We start from the raw sequence: 14005 nt of genomic DNA on the forward strand, positions 1-14005 counted from the left end.
GGCTTCATGAAGCCTTCGTCTTCTGGGGGCCGCCGCTGGCTGGCAGCCGGCGCGTTGTGCGCGCTGGCTTTCGCCGCCCATGGCCTACAGCCCACAAATGCGCCTCTGCCATGGGGACAGCCGGCGAACCGGCAGGCCTGCCCAGACGAAGACGGCTACTTGTGGCTGTCATCGGGCTCCGGTGACGCCTGTCTGCGTTACTTCGGACCCGACGGCCTGAACCGGGCGCCCACGCTGGTCGTCTACATGACGGGCGACCGCGATGCCATGCTCACCAAGCCGTGGGATCAGATCGAAGACAACACCTCGCAAGCGCTGACTGCACGGTATACGCAGCTTTCGCGTCGCATAGGCAATCCGATCGTGATGCTGGCGCGCCCTGGCACCTACGGCTCGTCGGGCGATCACCACCAGCGCCGGCGCATGACCGAGGAGTTCGCTCCACTGAACGCGGGACTCGATGCGCTCAAGCGCCGCTACGGGGTGGAGCGCTTTGTACTTTGGGGCCACAGCGGCGGCGCCACGGCTGCCGCTGCTGTGCTGACAATGGGCCGCACCGACGTGCGCTGTGCGGTCATGACCTCATCGACCTTCGCCTACCTGGAGCGCTGGCGCATTCAGCGGGGTGATGGCCCCCAAGGCCCCTCGCCAGCACGCGAAGTACAACTGGCCGCCAAGATGTACGACCCGCTGGACCATATCAATGGCATCGTGCGCGACGACAGTCGCACGGTGTACGTAATCGGAGACCCCCAGGACAGCGTGACGCCGTTCGTCCTACAAGCTCGCTTCGCCGATGCGCTGAAGCGCGCAGGGCATCGTGCGGTGCTGCGCGAGGCGGAAGGCGTGCCCCGAAGCCATCACAACCTGCGGGCGGATGCGGGACTTGTTGCAGTGCGGGAATGCGCGACCGGAAAGTAGAGGAAAAACCAACGCCGAGAATCTCATCTGGTCTGGGGCGTCGACTCGCAGCGTGGTTGTCTAAGCATGGACTGCCAGGTGCACTGCCACGGATAAAGAAATGAAATCGGGTCACACGAAACCCTCGAAGCGTTTCGTGTCACATTCAAGCTATGACCGTTTGACAGCTAAGGTCTGAGAGGCTTGCCGCAGAGAGCAGCCGAAAGTGTGAAATTTCTCGTGAAATGGCTGAAGGCCAGCTAAGGGGCGCCAAGACCTTCAGCTTTGGGCCGATGCCTCGGCACAATTACCGGACCAGAATGCCGAATCCGGCCAGAACCCGACGTTCGCTGACTGGTCCAGTTCGCTCCGAAGCCGACCTTCGCAGCGCGCATACGGCAACCTCTGGTGGTCGATTGAGCGCCCGCACTTGAAGTGCGTGCGCACAAACTGACCTCTCATAAACAATAGGCACCTATGTCCCGTCTCGCTGCCTTCCTTCTTTTCTTCGTTCACATGGCCACCTACGCAGGCAGCTTCTTTCCGCCCGAATACAAGCAATTCGCCTTCAAGGAGGGCGATGTGCTAGCGAGCAATCGAAGCGACGGCAAGTTTGCAGTCAATAAAATCCTCAAAGTGGACCGCTTCGATTTCAAGAAAGGCACCGCAATCAGCATCCAGGGCAAGCCCTTCGTCGCCACGGAAGATGACTACTTGTTGGTCGTGAGCTGCGCGCTCGGTGAAGCGGAGTTCAAGTCACTTGATGAAGCCCGCCAGGCTGCGAAGGCGGGGCGCTGGACGATTAAGCTCGGGCACGTTCCCAATCGGCCGCCCGGGGCGGCAGCCGGACAAATTCTTGTAGGCAGCGCGCCGGTTTCTGAGGCTGAGCTCACAGGCTACCGTCAGTGGAAAGCAGCCTTCGAAAGAGGAGAGGCAGGTATTTTTTAACGCCCGGGGCCCAACGACGGTGGGGCAACAATGAAGACTGGTTTGGGCCTGCCACAGCCGGTCCGCATGCGGCGGAATCCGGCCAGAACCGGTCGCTCACACTGCTAGGCAGGTCGCCATAATTTGGGCGCGCACGACGGTCGAGCCTGCAGCCAGCAAACAAGAAATTATGAAAAAAATCTATCTAATCGCCATTTCAATCGCAGTTCTGAGCGGATGCTCTACAGGTATCCGCGGCACTCAGTATGAATTGAAAGAAGATGCCAGCTCACCTCTACCGGGTTTCGGCATCGTGTTCGGCCGAATCTGTGAGGGAAATGGGCTGGGGTTCAGATCCCTATCGGATCAATCCAAGGAACTGCTGCACATCGGCGGGAAGACGTCTTTTGCGCTACAACTGCCCGAGGGCAAGTACGTGCTGTATCAACTGGGCTCGCCAACTGGTCGCATGATCTCTGACCAACCATTCGAGTTTTCTGTCGTAAGTGGTGGGATTCAATACATTGGGTCCCTCATCCCGCGATGGAACAATGCAGGCCGTTCGCGGTTTCCCGGTTCATGCAATGAGGAAGAGGCTCACGTTGTAAAAACAGTCTTCTGGTCAAACAAAGGCATGGCGGGCACGAGTCAGCCCGTCTTCGCGATCGCCCTCGCAAATTACCTGGAGGGTGCTATCACTGATGCTAAGCGGTACTACCCTAAGATCAACTTTGACCGATCGTCCGTATCGCTTTTGAAGTAGCTGGCGCTCAACCTTGCAGGCAAGACGAAGAAGATACGCAAAGAAATCTTCCTCGTTGATATGAGCTCGGTAGAGCCCTGTATGGCGCTACTCAATTTCATCGAGCCGCACTACCTGAGTTTCCTGACCGACCGCAATACAGAAGTTCGCCCAGGCCGGCACAACCCGGCCAGAACCAGCCACTCAGCCATCCCTGCAAACCACTTCGGAAAAGAACATGATCTTCCTAGCAATTACGCCCGGCGGCCTGAAGGACGCACTGCGTGAGGCGGCAAGATCTGGTGCCACAGTTTGGTGCGGTGCAGATGCTGTCTCAGAAGAAGACTTCGACGCTTTGAAAGTTGGAGGCCTGACGCGCTTCGACTACCAGTTGGAGTCGCGCGATCCGCTCGTATTGGCTGACGCGCTCGATACCGTCCACCAGCACCACCCGGGTGAGGTCGTCTGGGTCGAAGCTGCTGCAGCCAAACGCTGACGCCATCTGGCCACAACCAGTCATTCGCTGCAAGGGCACAATCCGGGCAGGAGCGGGCGCCATCCTGCGGACCTTCTGGTGGGATCTTGAAGACAACGAATGGCACATGACTTTTGACTCTGAAGTGACGTTCCGATTTCGCCAGAGCGACGGCCAATTTGTTGGCGATACCAATGGTTTGGATGCGGTGACTGCCTTTCGCATAGCCAGAAATCATGCCCTGCGAGAAGAGGTGCGATGGGGCCCTGCTTTTTCTATCAGCCGAAAGACTGGCGAATGGCACGTCGGTGCTCGGCAATCAAAACTCGGCGGCCAGATATCCATCGTCGTTGGCGATGATGGCTCTATAAAGTCGATGTCTGTCAATCCCAAATAGGAGCAGTTGGCGGCCAGAAGCGGCTGATGCCCCCGAGATGGACCGGTTCCCTACAACACGTTGAAACGTCTATTCATGTTTGAGCCATCGCTTCGCTGGGTTAGTGGCATTGATCCTCATCGCTTAGCCCTAATGCCGCGTCCACGTGGTGGTGAATGGCTCCGTGAAGAGGTCGAAGCATGGCGCGGCGCAAAAGTCGGATGGGTCGTCTCTCTGCTCGAGTCTCATGAGGTTCGCGAACTGGAGCTCAAGTCGGAAGCCTCCCTGTGTTCCCAATACGGCATTGAGTTCCGGTCCTTCCCCATTGCCGACCGCGGCACACCGGCGTCGACACGCGAGCTATCCGTCTTGCTTAGTCAATTGCACTCCGAGCTTGTGCAAGGCAAAGCAGTCGCCATCCATTGCCGCGCAGGTATCGGTCGCACTGGATTGGTAGCTGGCTGTCTGCTTCACTTGCTTGGCGTACCTGGCAAGGACATTTTTCACGTGCTCAGCCGCTCTCGCGGCGTGGCCGTTCCTGACACTGTGGAGCAGGCCGAGTGGGTTGAGCGGTTCGCGCGTGCACATCCCAAAGCGATTTAGCCGTATAGCTGGCCGGCTGATTTCCTCCGCGACGAACTTCCGCTTTGGAGAAAGCCGTACAGCCGCTTCGGGCCCATTCGAGACGTTGCCGCTACTCCAGAGCAGCCATTCAGGATGTAGGTGGGGCAGAACGCAGCAGGATTTCCTGGATGGCGGCTTTCGCAGATAGCTTCACGTCCCTCTTGCTCGATTCAAGGCCGGCTTCAAGCGCAGGAATCGATTTCAGCGTTCCGATTCGGTTCAATACGGAATGGCAGTAGACCCTGTCGTAAGGGTCGGTTGATTCCACAAGGACTGCCAGCAACCGGTCTTCGGTTTCCGGAGCCGTTGATGTCCGTAATGCCTGGATGGCACGATGCCGCACGAGCCAGCGTGTCTCGCGCAACAGTTCATAGACCGGCTCAAGGTCTGTGCCGATGGCTATGGGGACTTTGGCAATGCCGTCCAGCAGCGTTGCGAGAGCCTGCTTGTCTGTTTCGGACGGGATATACGAAATCAGCGTGGACGCACACCTTGATTCTTCGAGGTTCTTCCCGATGGCGCCGATCATGAAGTAGGCAGCGGAACGCTCAGCCTTCGACGGCCCTCCGCGAAGGAAGGTGTCCAGTTCTTGGATCGCGGAGAGTTCTTGGAGCGATTCAGCCTCTCTGTAGGCGTGCCATGAAACCGACTCTTCGGAGTTCATGACCTTCTCTCGTACCGTCATGCGCGAAATGAGGTCCTGTAGGTGGGTTTGCATCTTTTTGGGGCCACTGCCGCTACGTGCTTTAGGTGTCTGCGAATCGCGATGGTCTCCCGATCCTTCGCACGACCCTCAACCAAGGCAAGGCGCCTGCGCCGGCTTCCGGGGCTGGCGACACCGGCGCATCCTCTGAGATCGCTTCGCCTTGCGCCGTTTGTGCCGAACGTGAGCGAAGATTAGCATTCCTAGACACGCCATCTAACGTCGGGCATGTTTTGTCCGGGTAATAGGCGACAGCGGGCGAACGGGCTCCCCGGCGAACACCGGGTCACCTGTGAAAAAGTGCCTAAGGTTGCGACAGGGAGTGCGAGGGAGCGGTCAGCCCGCGTACGATAATTTGACTAGGCCGATTTAACATTCTTCATAGTCGAATAGTCTGTGCCGCACCATGCGATTGCATTCTGCTTCTATGTCAGAGTTGCACTCTTTCGTCGTAGCGGTACGGACGGGAAGCTTCTCCCGTGCGGCGGTGGAACTGTGCGTGACCCAAGGAGCCATCAGCAGAGCCGTGGCTCGATTGGAAACGCACTACGGAAAGCCGCTGCTGCAGCGAAATTCGCGTCAACTCAAGCTGACTGAAGCTGGACAGCAGTTCTTCGACAGCATTTGGGAGCCGTTAGCTGCCATCGAATCGGCCAGTACCCTCTTGCGGCAAGGTGCCGGCGGCGATTCGCAAATGTCGATCTCAGTGGTGACATCATTGGCGGGCCCCTGGCTCATTCCCCGCTTATCGGACTTCTGGCAGAAGCACCCAACGGTACAACTCAAGTTTGTTCCTTACCGAATGAGCGAGGAGTTTGATGCTCCCGCACCAGATTGCTGCATCCACTTCGGTCTTGGTCCCGAGCAATGGCCCGAATGGTCTTGCGACTATGTAATAGGACGCGAATTGGTCGTGATCTGTAGCCCGTTGCGCGCCGAGGCCCGCTATGCACAGGGGCGATGGAAAGACCTCAGAGAGCTCGCGGACGAACCTCTTTTGTTTCACACCTCCGCGCCAGATCGATGGCGGCTCTGGCTACACGAAGTGTGCGGCGGACTCAGTACAGTCAACCTCACCCAGGGATACGACTTGGTTGCCACCTTGGTTCAGGCGGCCATCGCTGATTACGGCGTTGCCATAGTGCCGCGCTGCATTGTTCAGTGGGAATTGACCTCAGGCAGGCTTGTGGCCCCCTTCGATGTACCGGTAATGGTTGCGCGCGGCTACTTCCTGTGCGCGCCGATGAACAGAGTACGCCTCCCCGCCTTCGTGGCGTTTCGGTCCTGGCTGTTGGATATCGCAGCGGCAGACCGGGCGACCTATCCCGTCTGAACGCCTGTCCGCGTCACCCAGCAGCAGATCTCCGTTCGCGATAGTAATACTTGTATGCCAGTTTGTCGTTTGTGAGCGATGACCAAAGACAGGAGACTTCTCGCGTCTCCATGTCCTTTGACGACGTATGTCCGCTTCATCTGCTCCAAGCTACATCCTCTTCAGGCCTTCCGCATCCGAGATCCCGCTGGTGTGCGAGTCGCCCTACAGCGGCACCAGGTATCCGGATGACTTCGGACATGCTGTCTCACGAGCGCTGCTTCGAAGCGCGGAGGACAAGCATGTTGAAAGTTTATGGAGTGAACTGATCCGCGTTGGTGGAACTCTGGTTGCCACGACCTTCCCTCGTAGCTATATCGATCCCAATCGCAAGTTGGACGACATTGATCCGTTGATGCTGGCAAGCCCGTGGCCCTATGCCATCAACCCGAGCGAGAAGTCGCAGACTGGTCGCGGTCTCCTTTGGAGCGCCGTTGGCAAAGGCGCCTCAATATACGATCGGAAATTGTCCGTCGCCGAGGTCAAACATCGTATCGACACTTGCTATCGCCCGTATCACACAGCCGTGGTAACCGCAGTCAAATGCACCTGTGCGCGCTTCGGTGTCGCGTGGCACTTGAATCTGCATTCGATGCCCAGCGATGCTTATGAACGTCTGCGCTTGAATCGCAGCCACAAGTTCGTTGACTTCGTATTGAGTGACCACTACGGAGCGACGTGTGAGCCTCAGTTTGTCGATATTGTGAAGAGCGAGCTCCGGCGCAAGGGCTACAGCGTCGTTCGCAACGATACGTTCAAGGGTGCCGAACTTGCGCGCCAATTCCGAAAGGAGCGCATGCGGTCCAACAGCCTACAGATAGTAGTTCGCCGTTCGCTATACATGGATGAGCGGTCACTCAAGCGCATCGAGGGATTCAAAGCCCTGCAAATGGACCTTGGCTCAGTAGCACGAAGCATCGCCGAATACCTGCGCGATCATGCATTGTGCAGTCCTGAGCGAAGGGTTCTTCGTTGCTGATGAACAGTTTCGCCGAAGACTAATGGACCCTCGGCGACGACACGCCAGAACACGTGCCATTGTCGACTCGCGCCCGCGCGGGTAAGCCCGCCTGCTGCCCGACGAACAGGTGCGCCGGAAATCTTCAAGCTAACGCGGCCTTGCCATCACCAAGGCGCTGGAATTTCCGAGGCTCACCAACAGCGCCGATTTGGCGAAATATCCACCATATCTTGTGCCCTAGCGACGAAGAAATTCCTATTTTTTCGCCACCGGTAACAGCGTGACTTAAATCTGATGATCTCTCTGCCGACTATTAATTGATAGCAAAACTCGGAAATTGGGGAAGATTTCAATCGTAGATATGGAAGAACTACTTCTAGACCGGCATATTCAAACATCGGAGTCGGAAGCGACGGAATCGTTGTTTTCGCCTCCAGCGGGCTTACGTGTCGCGCTGGTCGGTGGCAACAAGAGTTTCAGATCGAGGCTTCGATACGAACTCGATCAAATGATGCTCGCGACCGTGCAGCCGGCTTCCATAGAGAAGCTCAAATCGCTCGTCTCCGGCGCGTGCGTCGACTTGGTGGTGTACTCGCCTCGAGGCCAGGAGTGCTGGCATGCGATGTGCGACATGGTCGACCAGGTACCAATCTTGCTGGCGATAGAGCACGCAAGTTATGCGCGCCTCCTTGACAGCATCGGCGCCTCATTTCTCAGGAGCCCACTCGTCGAGTTGGTCGAGTGCTCGTCGTTCAACATCGGGGACTTGAGGTGGCGCATTTACTCCCTCCTCGCCCGCTCAAGCGTCAACAAGCCGCGTGAGGCCACCGCCTGCGTCGGGAAGGTGACCTGCAACGAGATCGCTTGGAAGAACTATCAGTTTGCAGGCGCTTCAATGGTCTTCTGGAAGGGTAGTGAAATTCACCTTCCTCCTCGTCAGTACGAACTCGCAATACTGATGTTCGCAAACATCGGAAATCTGCTGGAGCGGACTTGGCTGATATCCAGGCTGTGGCCACACAAGCAGGGCTCGCGCTCGCTGGACGTTTGCGTCGCGCAGGTTCGAAAAAAGCTCGGCCTAGATGGACGCGACGGCCTTTGGCTCGAGACGCTCTACGGGCGCGGGTATCGCCTGTCCTCCAATCTCGCCGCAGGCAAGCGACAGCCTCCTCCGCACCGCGCTTAGACCAAGTTCCAGGATCGATTCCATTTCTCCGCACATTGTGATTTTCATGCCAATGACTTCTATATTCTTCTTTCAGATTCAGACAATGCTCTCAGCGGCCCTGCGTCGTTTGCACTTGCAGGGCATCCTGCCCACCGGCGCTTTGCTTATTCTTTCCGCCTGCGGAGGCGGTGGTTCTGCCGCGGGGTTTGGTCCTGAGGCTGCGTCCTTAGCGCTCGTTGCATCAAGCAGTCAGTCCGAACCGGCACAGCCCGAATCTCCCGCTGTGCACCAACCCGTGCCCGGGAAAAAGCCCGCGAGCCATGCCGTCGGAGGAACCATCGTCGATCTCAAGTCCGACGGACTGGTGCTTCAGAACATGGGAGGGGACGACCTCAAGATCCCGCCCGAGGCGACCTCATTCAGTTTTTCCACCCCCGTGGCCGAGCACGGCGCTTTCTCTGTCTCCATCAGATCTCAGCCTGCGGGATGGAAGCAGGCCTGCAGAGTCGACAGTCCTGCGGGCGTCATCGAAGATCACGATGTGACGACGGTACGGGTCATTTGCACCGAAGCGCACACCAAAACTACTTTCCTGGCCGGCGGAGCGGAACAGCCCGGGTCATCGAACGGCGTCGGCACGCAGGCTTCATTTGACACCCCGCAAGGCATCGCGATCGACAGCAAGGGCAATCTGTACGTTGTGGATCAGGGAAACGCCATGATTCGCAAGGTTACGCCCCAAGGGGAGGTCAGCACCGTTGCCGGATCTCTGACGCGCGGGCATTCCAATGGCGTAGGTGTGGCTGCCACATTCAACGACCCGCGAGCCATCGCGATCGATCGTCACGACAACCTCTACGTGGCCGACGACAACAGCGTGCGCAAGATCACGCCGCAGAACGAGGTCACCACCCTGGCGGGCTCCTCAGATGGGGACTGGAAAGACGCAGCCGGGACCGATGCACGCTTCTGGAACGTTTATGGCATCGCCGTGGATGGCAACGACGATATCTATGTGGTGGACCAAGGTAATGCGGCGATCCGCAAGATCACACCGAACGGCGTCGTGACGACGATGACCGGCCGGCTCAGCACCGGCACCTCCATCGACGGCCCCGTCGAGCAGGCAACGTTCGTCAAGCCAGAATGGATCGCGATAGGTCCCTCAGGCACGCTCTATGTGACGGAGGAGGACAGGATTCGGAAAATCAGCAATGGCTCGGTCTCCACCGTCACGGCACCGGATGGAAGCACGCTCAGCATCTATGCTTCGGCCATCGCTGCAGGAAGGGACGGAACCGTCTATGTGGCCCAGGCCTGGTCACCCCCCTCGGACCTCCGCATCAAGATCCTCGAGCTCTCGCCGACCGGTGCAATCTCGACACTCAATGACTTCGCGGGCGGGCCGGTCCGCCCCACCTTGTATTACCCCTTCTGCGCCAGCCTGGCGATAGACGCGCGCGATGCGCTCTATGTGGGTATTTGCAAGAACGGCTCGATTCAGAAGCTCGAGCCGGTGGCCTCGCCCTCAAGCCCGTCGTGACGTTCAGGCGCAGTGCGAGATACCGGGGCGGCGAAGCGAACATGCGATGCGCCTTACTGGCGCGGGCCGGCTCGTCTGCATCAAACGATCACATTCGTCCCATGGTCTGCGCCGCGTAGCTACGAAACCGACCAAGCGAGCAACGGGCCGGCCGCCATCGCTTCAACGCCGGGTCCAACTCAGCTGCATCGTTCCTCCAGGACGTCCCCAACTGTTCTTCGGGCCAGATGGCCCGGGAGGAAGTGGCGCTGCCGCGCCTCCTAAGGGCGATATCGGCTCGGCTCTCCGGCTGCGACTTGGCACACGTTGACCTCATTTCTCTCTCGGTCTGCTTGCAGCAGGCCATTTGGATTATCAAGGAGCGCACATGAACACATTGCTGGACTCCCTCGGTGTCGATCTGCAGGAATTTATCGACTTACGAAGAGATCTGCACAGATACCCCGAACTGAGCTTTCGGGAACACCGCACCAGCGACATCGTCGCCCAGCGACTCCTCGAATGGGGATACAAGGTCGAACGGGGCTTGGGCGGCACGGGGGTCGTCGGACAAATCGCCCGCGGCGACGGCGAACGGCATATCGGTATCCGCGCCGACATGGACGCCCTGCCCATTGAGGAGGACAGCGGCTACGCCTGGGTTAGCAAGGCAAGGGGCGTAATGCACGCTTGCGGCCACGACGGCCACATTGCAATGCTGCTCGCAGCTGCGAAGGCCTTGGCCTGCGATATGTCCTGGACAGGTACGCTGACGCTAATCTTCCAACCGGCAGAGGAAGAAGGCAGCAGCCGAAGCGGTGCAGCACGCATGATCGAGGACGGACTGTTCGAGAAGTATCCGGTCGACGCCATCTACGCGATGCACAACGCCCCGGGCATGCCTCAAGGAACGCTGTTGTTCCGCGATGGTCCGGCGATGGCCTCGAGCGACAAGGCCATCATTCGCATCATCGGCAGGGGAGGACACGCGGCCAGGCCCGACCAGACGGCCGATCCCACGGTGGCGGCCGCAAGCTTGGTGATGGCGCTACAGACCGTCGTCTCTCGCAACATCGCCCCGACCCAGACCGCCGTCATTAGCGTGGGCCTGCTGAATGCGGGGAGGGCCTACAACGTGATCCCGCAGGAAGCCACCGTGGGTCTGAGCATCCGGGCGCTGGAGCCGGCCGTGCGCGAGCTATTGGAGCGGCGCATCTGCGCGATCGCACAAGATCAAGCGCGCAGCTATGGCTGCGAGGCCGAGGTCGAGTACGGGCATGGCTACTCGGCGCTCGTGAATACGCTGCCGGAAACCGACTTCGCGCGCTCGGTGGCCCTGGAGATGCTGGGCCCGGAACAGGTCGTGACCCAGCGCTCCGCAGCCACAGGCAGTGAAGATTTCGCGTTCATGCTCGAGTGCAAGCCGGGCTGCTATCTCTTCATTGGCAACGGCGCGCCGGGTACGCCGGGCAGCTGCACGCTGCACAACCGCAGCTATGACTTCAACGACGAAAACATCGTCATTGGCGCAGCCTACTGGCATCTACTGGCCCGGCGCTACCTCGCACCCGATTGAGAGTGGGCGTTGCGATTTTCTTTTCTCCGAAACACCTCCCAAGAAACCTGAAAGTCTCTCTCATGCCACAAGACCTTTCCCTGACTGCGTCCGATGACGCGCTCTACCGGAAGCTGACCCTGCGCATCGTGCCGCTGCTTTTCGTCTGTTACATGGTGGCTTATCTCGATCGAATGAACGTCGGCTTCGCCAAGCTTCAAATGAAGGACGCACTGGGATTCAGCGACGCCGTCTTCGGTCTTGGCGCGGGCATCCTGTTCGTCGGGTACGGCCTGCTCGAAGTCCCCAGCAACCTGCTGATGGCGCGCATCGGTGCGCGCAAGACCTTCTTTCGCATCATGGTGCTGTGGGGCCTGACGGCAGCGGCGACCGCTTTTGTGCGCACGCCGATACAGTTCTACGTGGTGCGCTTCTTCCTCGGCGTGTTCGAGGCCGGGTTCTTCCCCGGTGTGATCCTGTATCTGAGCTACTGGTTTCCTGCGTCGCGGCGCGGCCGCGCGGTGGCGCTGTTTTGTTCGGCATCGTCTTTCATCGGCATCCTCTCGGGTCCCCTGAACGGTGCCACGATGAAGTATTTCCATCACGTCGCTGGCCTGGAGGGATGGCAATGGTTGTATCTGACGCAAGGGCTCCCCGCCGTCGTGCTTGGCGTCGTCGTCTTCCTGTTGCTAAAGGACAGGCCGACACCCGGTGGATGGCTGAGCGAAGAAGAGTGCAAGAGAATTCAGCACAACCTTGCCACTGACGCATCCGACCAGAGCCTATACACGGCGATGAGGGAAATCAGGCAGCTGCTGCGCACACCTATTGTGTGGGCCCTGGCGTGCGCAAGCTTCCTGGACATGGGTGCGATCTACTCCTGGTTTTTCTGGCTGCCGACATTCATTAGAAATCTGGGCATCAGTGACCTGTTGCTGATTGGCATGGTGACCTCCGTCTCGAGCCTCATCGGCGTCATCGGGGCCATTGCGATGGGATGGCACTCGGACTTGAGAAAGGACAGGCGCTGGCATTACCTGATGCTCAACATCCTCAGTGCGACCGGTCTGCTGGCAAGCACGCTGACGGCCAGCCATCTGGTGCCGTCCCTGGTGGCAGTGGTCGTGGTTGGACTGGGCATGGCCGCCTCCTGGCCCTTGCTGGCGGTGGCGATGACCGAATGCCTGCCTCGGAAGATCGCCTCAGCGGGCATTGCGCTTGTCAGCTCCCTCGGCATTCTTGGGGGCGCGGTGTTTCCTGCCGCGTTCGGCTATCTGAACACGCGCACCGGGGGCACGAACGCCGGGGTCTACCTTGTAGCGGTATTGCTGCTGGGCTCCAGTCTCATCCTGTTTGCTGCGCTGTCCAGACGACCCGAAGGACGGCGACAGATCGAGCCAGAGGCGGCCCGTTGTCCGAACGCATGAACAGCGGCGCACCATGCAAGCTCACAAAGCGCGCGAGCACCTCGATTACCCGCTTGGAACGGATGGCCCCGGCCACATCGATAGCCAGGCACTCGCGGGTGTATTAGCCCACGACAGTCAGGCACTTGATCTGCTGACCGCTGGCCGTGGTGTCGAAGACGAAGTCGTAGGCCCAGACCATGTTGGCCTTGAACGGCGTGGGATGCGCGGGCGCAGCGAGGCGATGCGCTTGCGCGGCCATTTCCGGGGCATCAGCAGACCCGTCTGATGCCACAGCCTGTTCGTGCGAGACCAACTCAGCTCGAAGCCCTTGCGACGCAGGATAACGCGAATGCGGCGGTAGCCGTAGCGCGGATACTGGGCCGAGAGTTCCTTCATGTCCATCGATGAAATCGCGTGTGCCAGTATTCCCCCCGAAGGCCGTCCAGTTGCTCATCGCTCACGGTGCACAAACCCAGGTTGTACTCCGTCGCCTTCCTTCAGATTGGGAGATCGATCTGAATGTCCGCAGTTGGCCGACTGTGGCCGGTCGCATTGCCGTCGCGAAAAGGCCCCCAAAAGAAGTTGGGCTGATCATCCAGCGCCCCGGCGGAGCGACACTTGGCCGCCGATGCTCTCAAGGGAATGACACATAAGGAAGCGGTGACTTCATCCCACCGCTGTGAGTTGACAAGCCTTCCGGCATGCCCATCGCGATGGCGATCAGTGCGCAGCCAATGAAGAACAAGATTCCTTTCATCGCCGGAGCAATCCGGTATCGGAGCACCAGTTGTCTTTCACATCTTTGGCGTTGTTATAGGAATCGATTGCTCGGATCGAAGAGGAGCTTAAATGCGGAATCTCTGCCCGCCAACATACAGCGACACCCGTGAGGTGCATGGACGGCGGGGCGCACAGGGAGGTAAAAGTCCTTTGAGCTCTTGATGTCATGGGGCCTCAAAGTGGATCCGCTCGGCTTCTAGACGGTGGCGTCTTTACTGCAACTCCGATACTGTCCACGGCTCTGTATCCGTATCAACAACGACTTTGATGAACTTGCGCCCATCACCAGTGTTGGCCCAGTAGGTGAAAAACGACTTTGCACCTGTCATTCGAAAACCGGTAAGCATCGCTCCATCGATCGACTTGTACTTGGTCTGCATGGCTGGGGCGGCCATCAGGTACTCACGCGCCAGCGCCGCCTCACGCGAGGTTGCCGCCGCATGCCAAGCAAACGCAAAGCCTCCAACGCCCAGCAACACCATGGCGAGCAT

The 14005-nt window shown here is 59.0% G+C and carries 14 protein-coding genes and 1 pseudogene; 12 read left to right on the forward strand and 3 right to left on the reverse strand.

Features of this window, described 5'->3' with window-relative positions; genetic code table 11:
- Nucleotides 1-6: 6 nt before the first annotated feature.
- The 6 genes from ABL844_RS34090 to ABL844_RS34115 all read left to right on the forward strand — a co-directional run bounded on the left by ABL844_RS34090 (nt 7) and on the right by ABL844_RS34115 (nt 4023).
- Entirely contained in the window at nt 7-921 is a 915-nt protein-coding gene (locus ABL844_RS34090; RefSeq protein ID WP_418132100.1) for an alpha/beta hydrolase family protein, read from the forward strand.
- 456 nt (nt 922-1377) lie between these two features.
- Entirely contained in the window at nt 1378-1848 is a 471-nt protein-coding gene (locus ABL844_RS34095; protein ID WP_418132101.1) for a hypothetical protein, read from the forward strand.
- 169 nt (nt 1849-2017) lie between these two features.
- A complete protein-coding gene (locus ABL844_RS34100) occupies nt 2018-2590 on the forward strand; it encodes a hypothetical protein (protein ID WP_418132102.1) in 573 nt (190 codons plus the stop codon).
- 217 nt (nt 2591-2807) lie between these two features.
- Nucleotides 2808-3065, forward strand: a complete 258-nt coding sequence (locus tag ABL844_RS34105; protein WP_418132103.1) for a hypothetical protein — start codon at nt 2808-2810, stop codon at nt 3063-3065.
- A 106-nt stretch (nt 3066-3171) separates the two neighbouring features.
- Nucleotides 3172-3441: a hypothetical protein gene (locus tag ABL844_RS34110; RefSeq protein WP_418132104.1), complete on the forward strand. Its 270-nt coding sequence runs from the start codon at nt 3172-3174 to the stop codon at nt 3439-3441.
- A gap of 132 nt (nt 3442-3573) precedes the next feature.
- Entirely contained in the window at nt 3574-4023 is a 450-nt protein-coding gene (locus ABL844_RS34115; protein WP_418132306.1) for a tyrosine-protein phosphatase, read from the forward strand.
- A gap of 109 nt (nt 4024-4132) precedes the next feature.
- Here the strand turns inward: ABL844_RS34115 and ABL844_RS34120 are convergent, their stop codons facing one another.
- Nucleotides 4133-4708 (reverse strand): HEAT repeat domain-containing protein, encoded by a 576-nt coding sequence (locus ABL844_RS34120; RefSeq protein ID WP_418132105.1) that lies wholly within the window; start codon nt 4706-4708, stop codon nt 4133-4135.
- A gap of 466 nt (nt 4709-5174) precedes the next feature.
- Between ABL844_RS34120 and ABL844_RS34125 the strand changes: the two genes are divergently transcribed.
- From ABL844_RS34125 to ABL844_RS34150, 6 genes are all read left to right on the forward strand, one after another.
- Nucleotides 5175-6080: a LysR substrate-binding domain-containing protein gene (locus tag ABL844_RS34125; protein ID WP_418132307.1), complete on the forward strand. Its 906-nt coding sequence runs from the start codon at nt 5175-5177 to the stop codon at nt 6078-6080.
- A gap of 127 nt (nt 6081-6207) precedes the next feature.
- Nucleotides 6208-7098 carry an N-formylglutamate amidohydrolase gene (locus ABL844_RS34130; RefSeq protein ID WP_418132106.1) on the forward strand — a complete coding sequence of 297 codons (891 nt, stop codon included), beginning with the start codon at nt 6208-6210 and terminating at the stop codon, nt 7096-7098.
- 490 nt (nt 7099-7588) lie between these two features.
- A complete protein-coding gene (locus tag ABL844_RS34135; protein ID WP_418132107.1) occupies nt 7589-8266 on the forward strand; it encodes a winged helix-turn-helix domain-containing protein in 678 nt (225 codons plus the stop codon).
- 85 nt (nt 8267-8351) lie between these two features.
- Nucleotides 8352-9791, forward strand: coding sequence for a hypothetical protein (locus ABL844_RS34140; protein WP_418132108.1), 1440 nt, complete (start codon nt 8352-8354; stop codon nt 9789-9791).
- A 367-nt stretch (nt 9792-10158) separates the two neighbouring features.
- Complete coding sequence (locus ABL844_RS34145) at nt 10159-11346, forward strand: M20 aminoacylase family protein (protein ID WP_418132109.1); 1188 nt, start codon at nt 10159-10161, stop codon at nt 11344-11346.
- A 62-nt stretch (nt 11347-11408) separates the two neighbouring features.
- Nucleotides 11409-12752 carry an MFS transporter gene (locus ABL844_RS34150; protein ID WP_418132110.1) on the forward strand — a complete coding sequence of 448 codons (1344 nt, stop codon included), beginning with the start codon at nt 11409-11411 and terminating at the stop codon, nt 12750-12752.
- Here ABL844_RS34150 and ABL844_RS34155 read toward each other — a convergent pair.
- Nucleotides 12682-13130 (reverse strand): annotated as a pseudogene (locus ABL844_RS34155) (DDE-type integrase/transposase/recombinase); the annotation flags it as partial. The gene ABL844_RS34150 and the pseudogene ABL844_RS34155 sit on opposite strands and share 71 nt — an antisense overlap.
- Nucleotides 13131-13726: 596 nt before the next feature.
- Nucleotides 13727-14005, reverse strand: coding sequence for a hypothetical protein (locus tag ABL844_RS34160; RefSeq protein ID WP_418132111.1), 279 nt, complete (start codon nt 14003-14005; stop codon nt 13727-13729).

Source organism: Variovorax sp. 278MFTsu5.1 (genome assembly GCF_048305045.1).
Lineage (GTDB): Bacteria > Pseudomonadota > Gammaproteobacteria > Burkholderiales > Burkholderiaceae_C > Variovorax > Variovorax guangxiensis.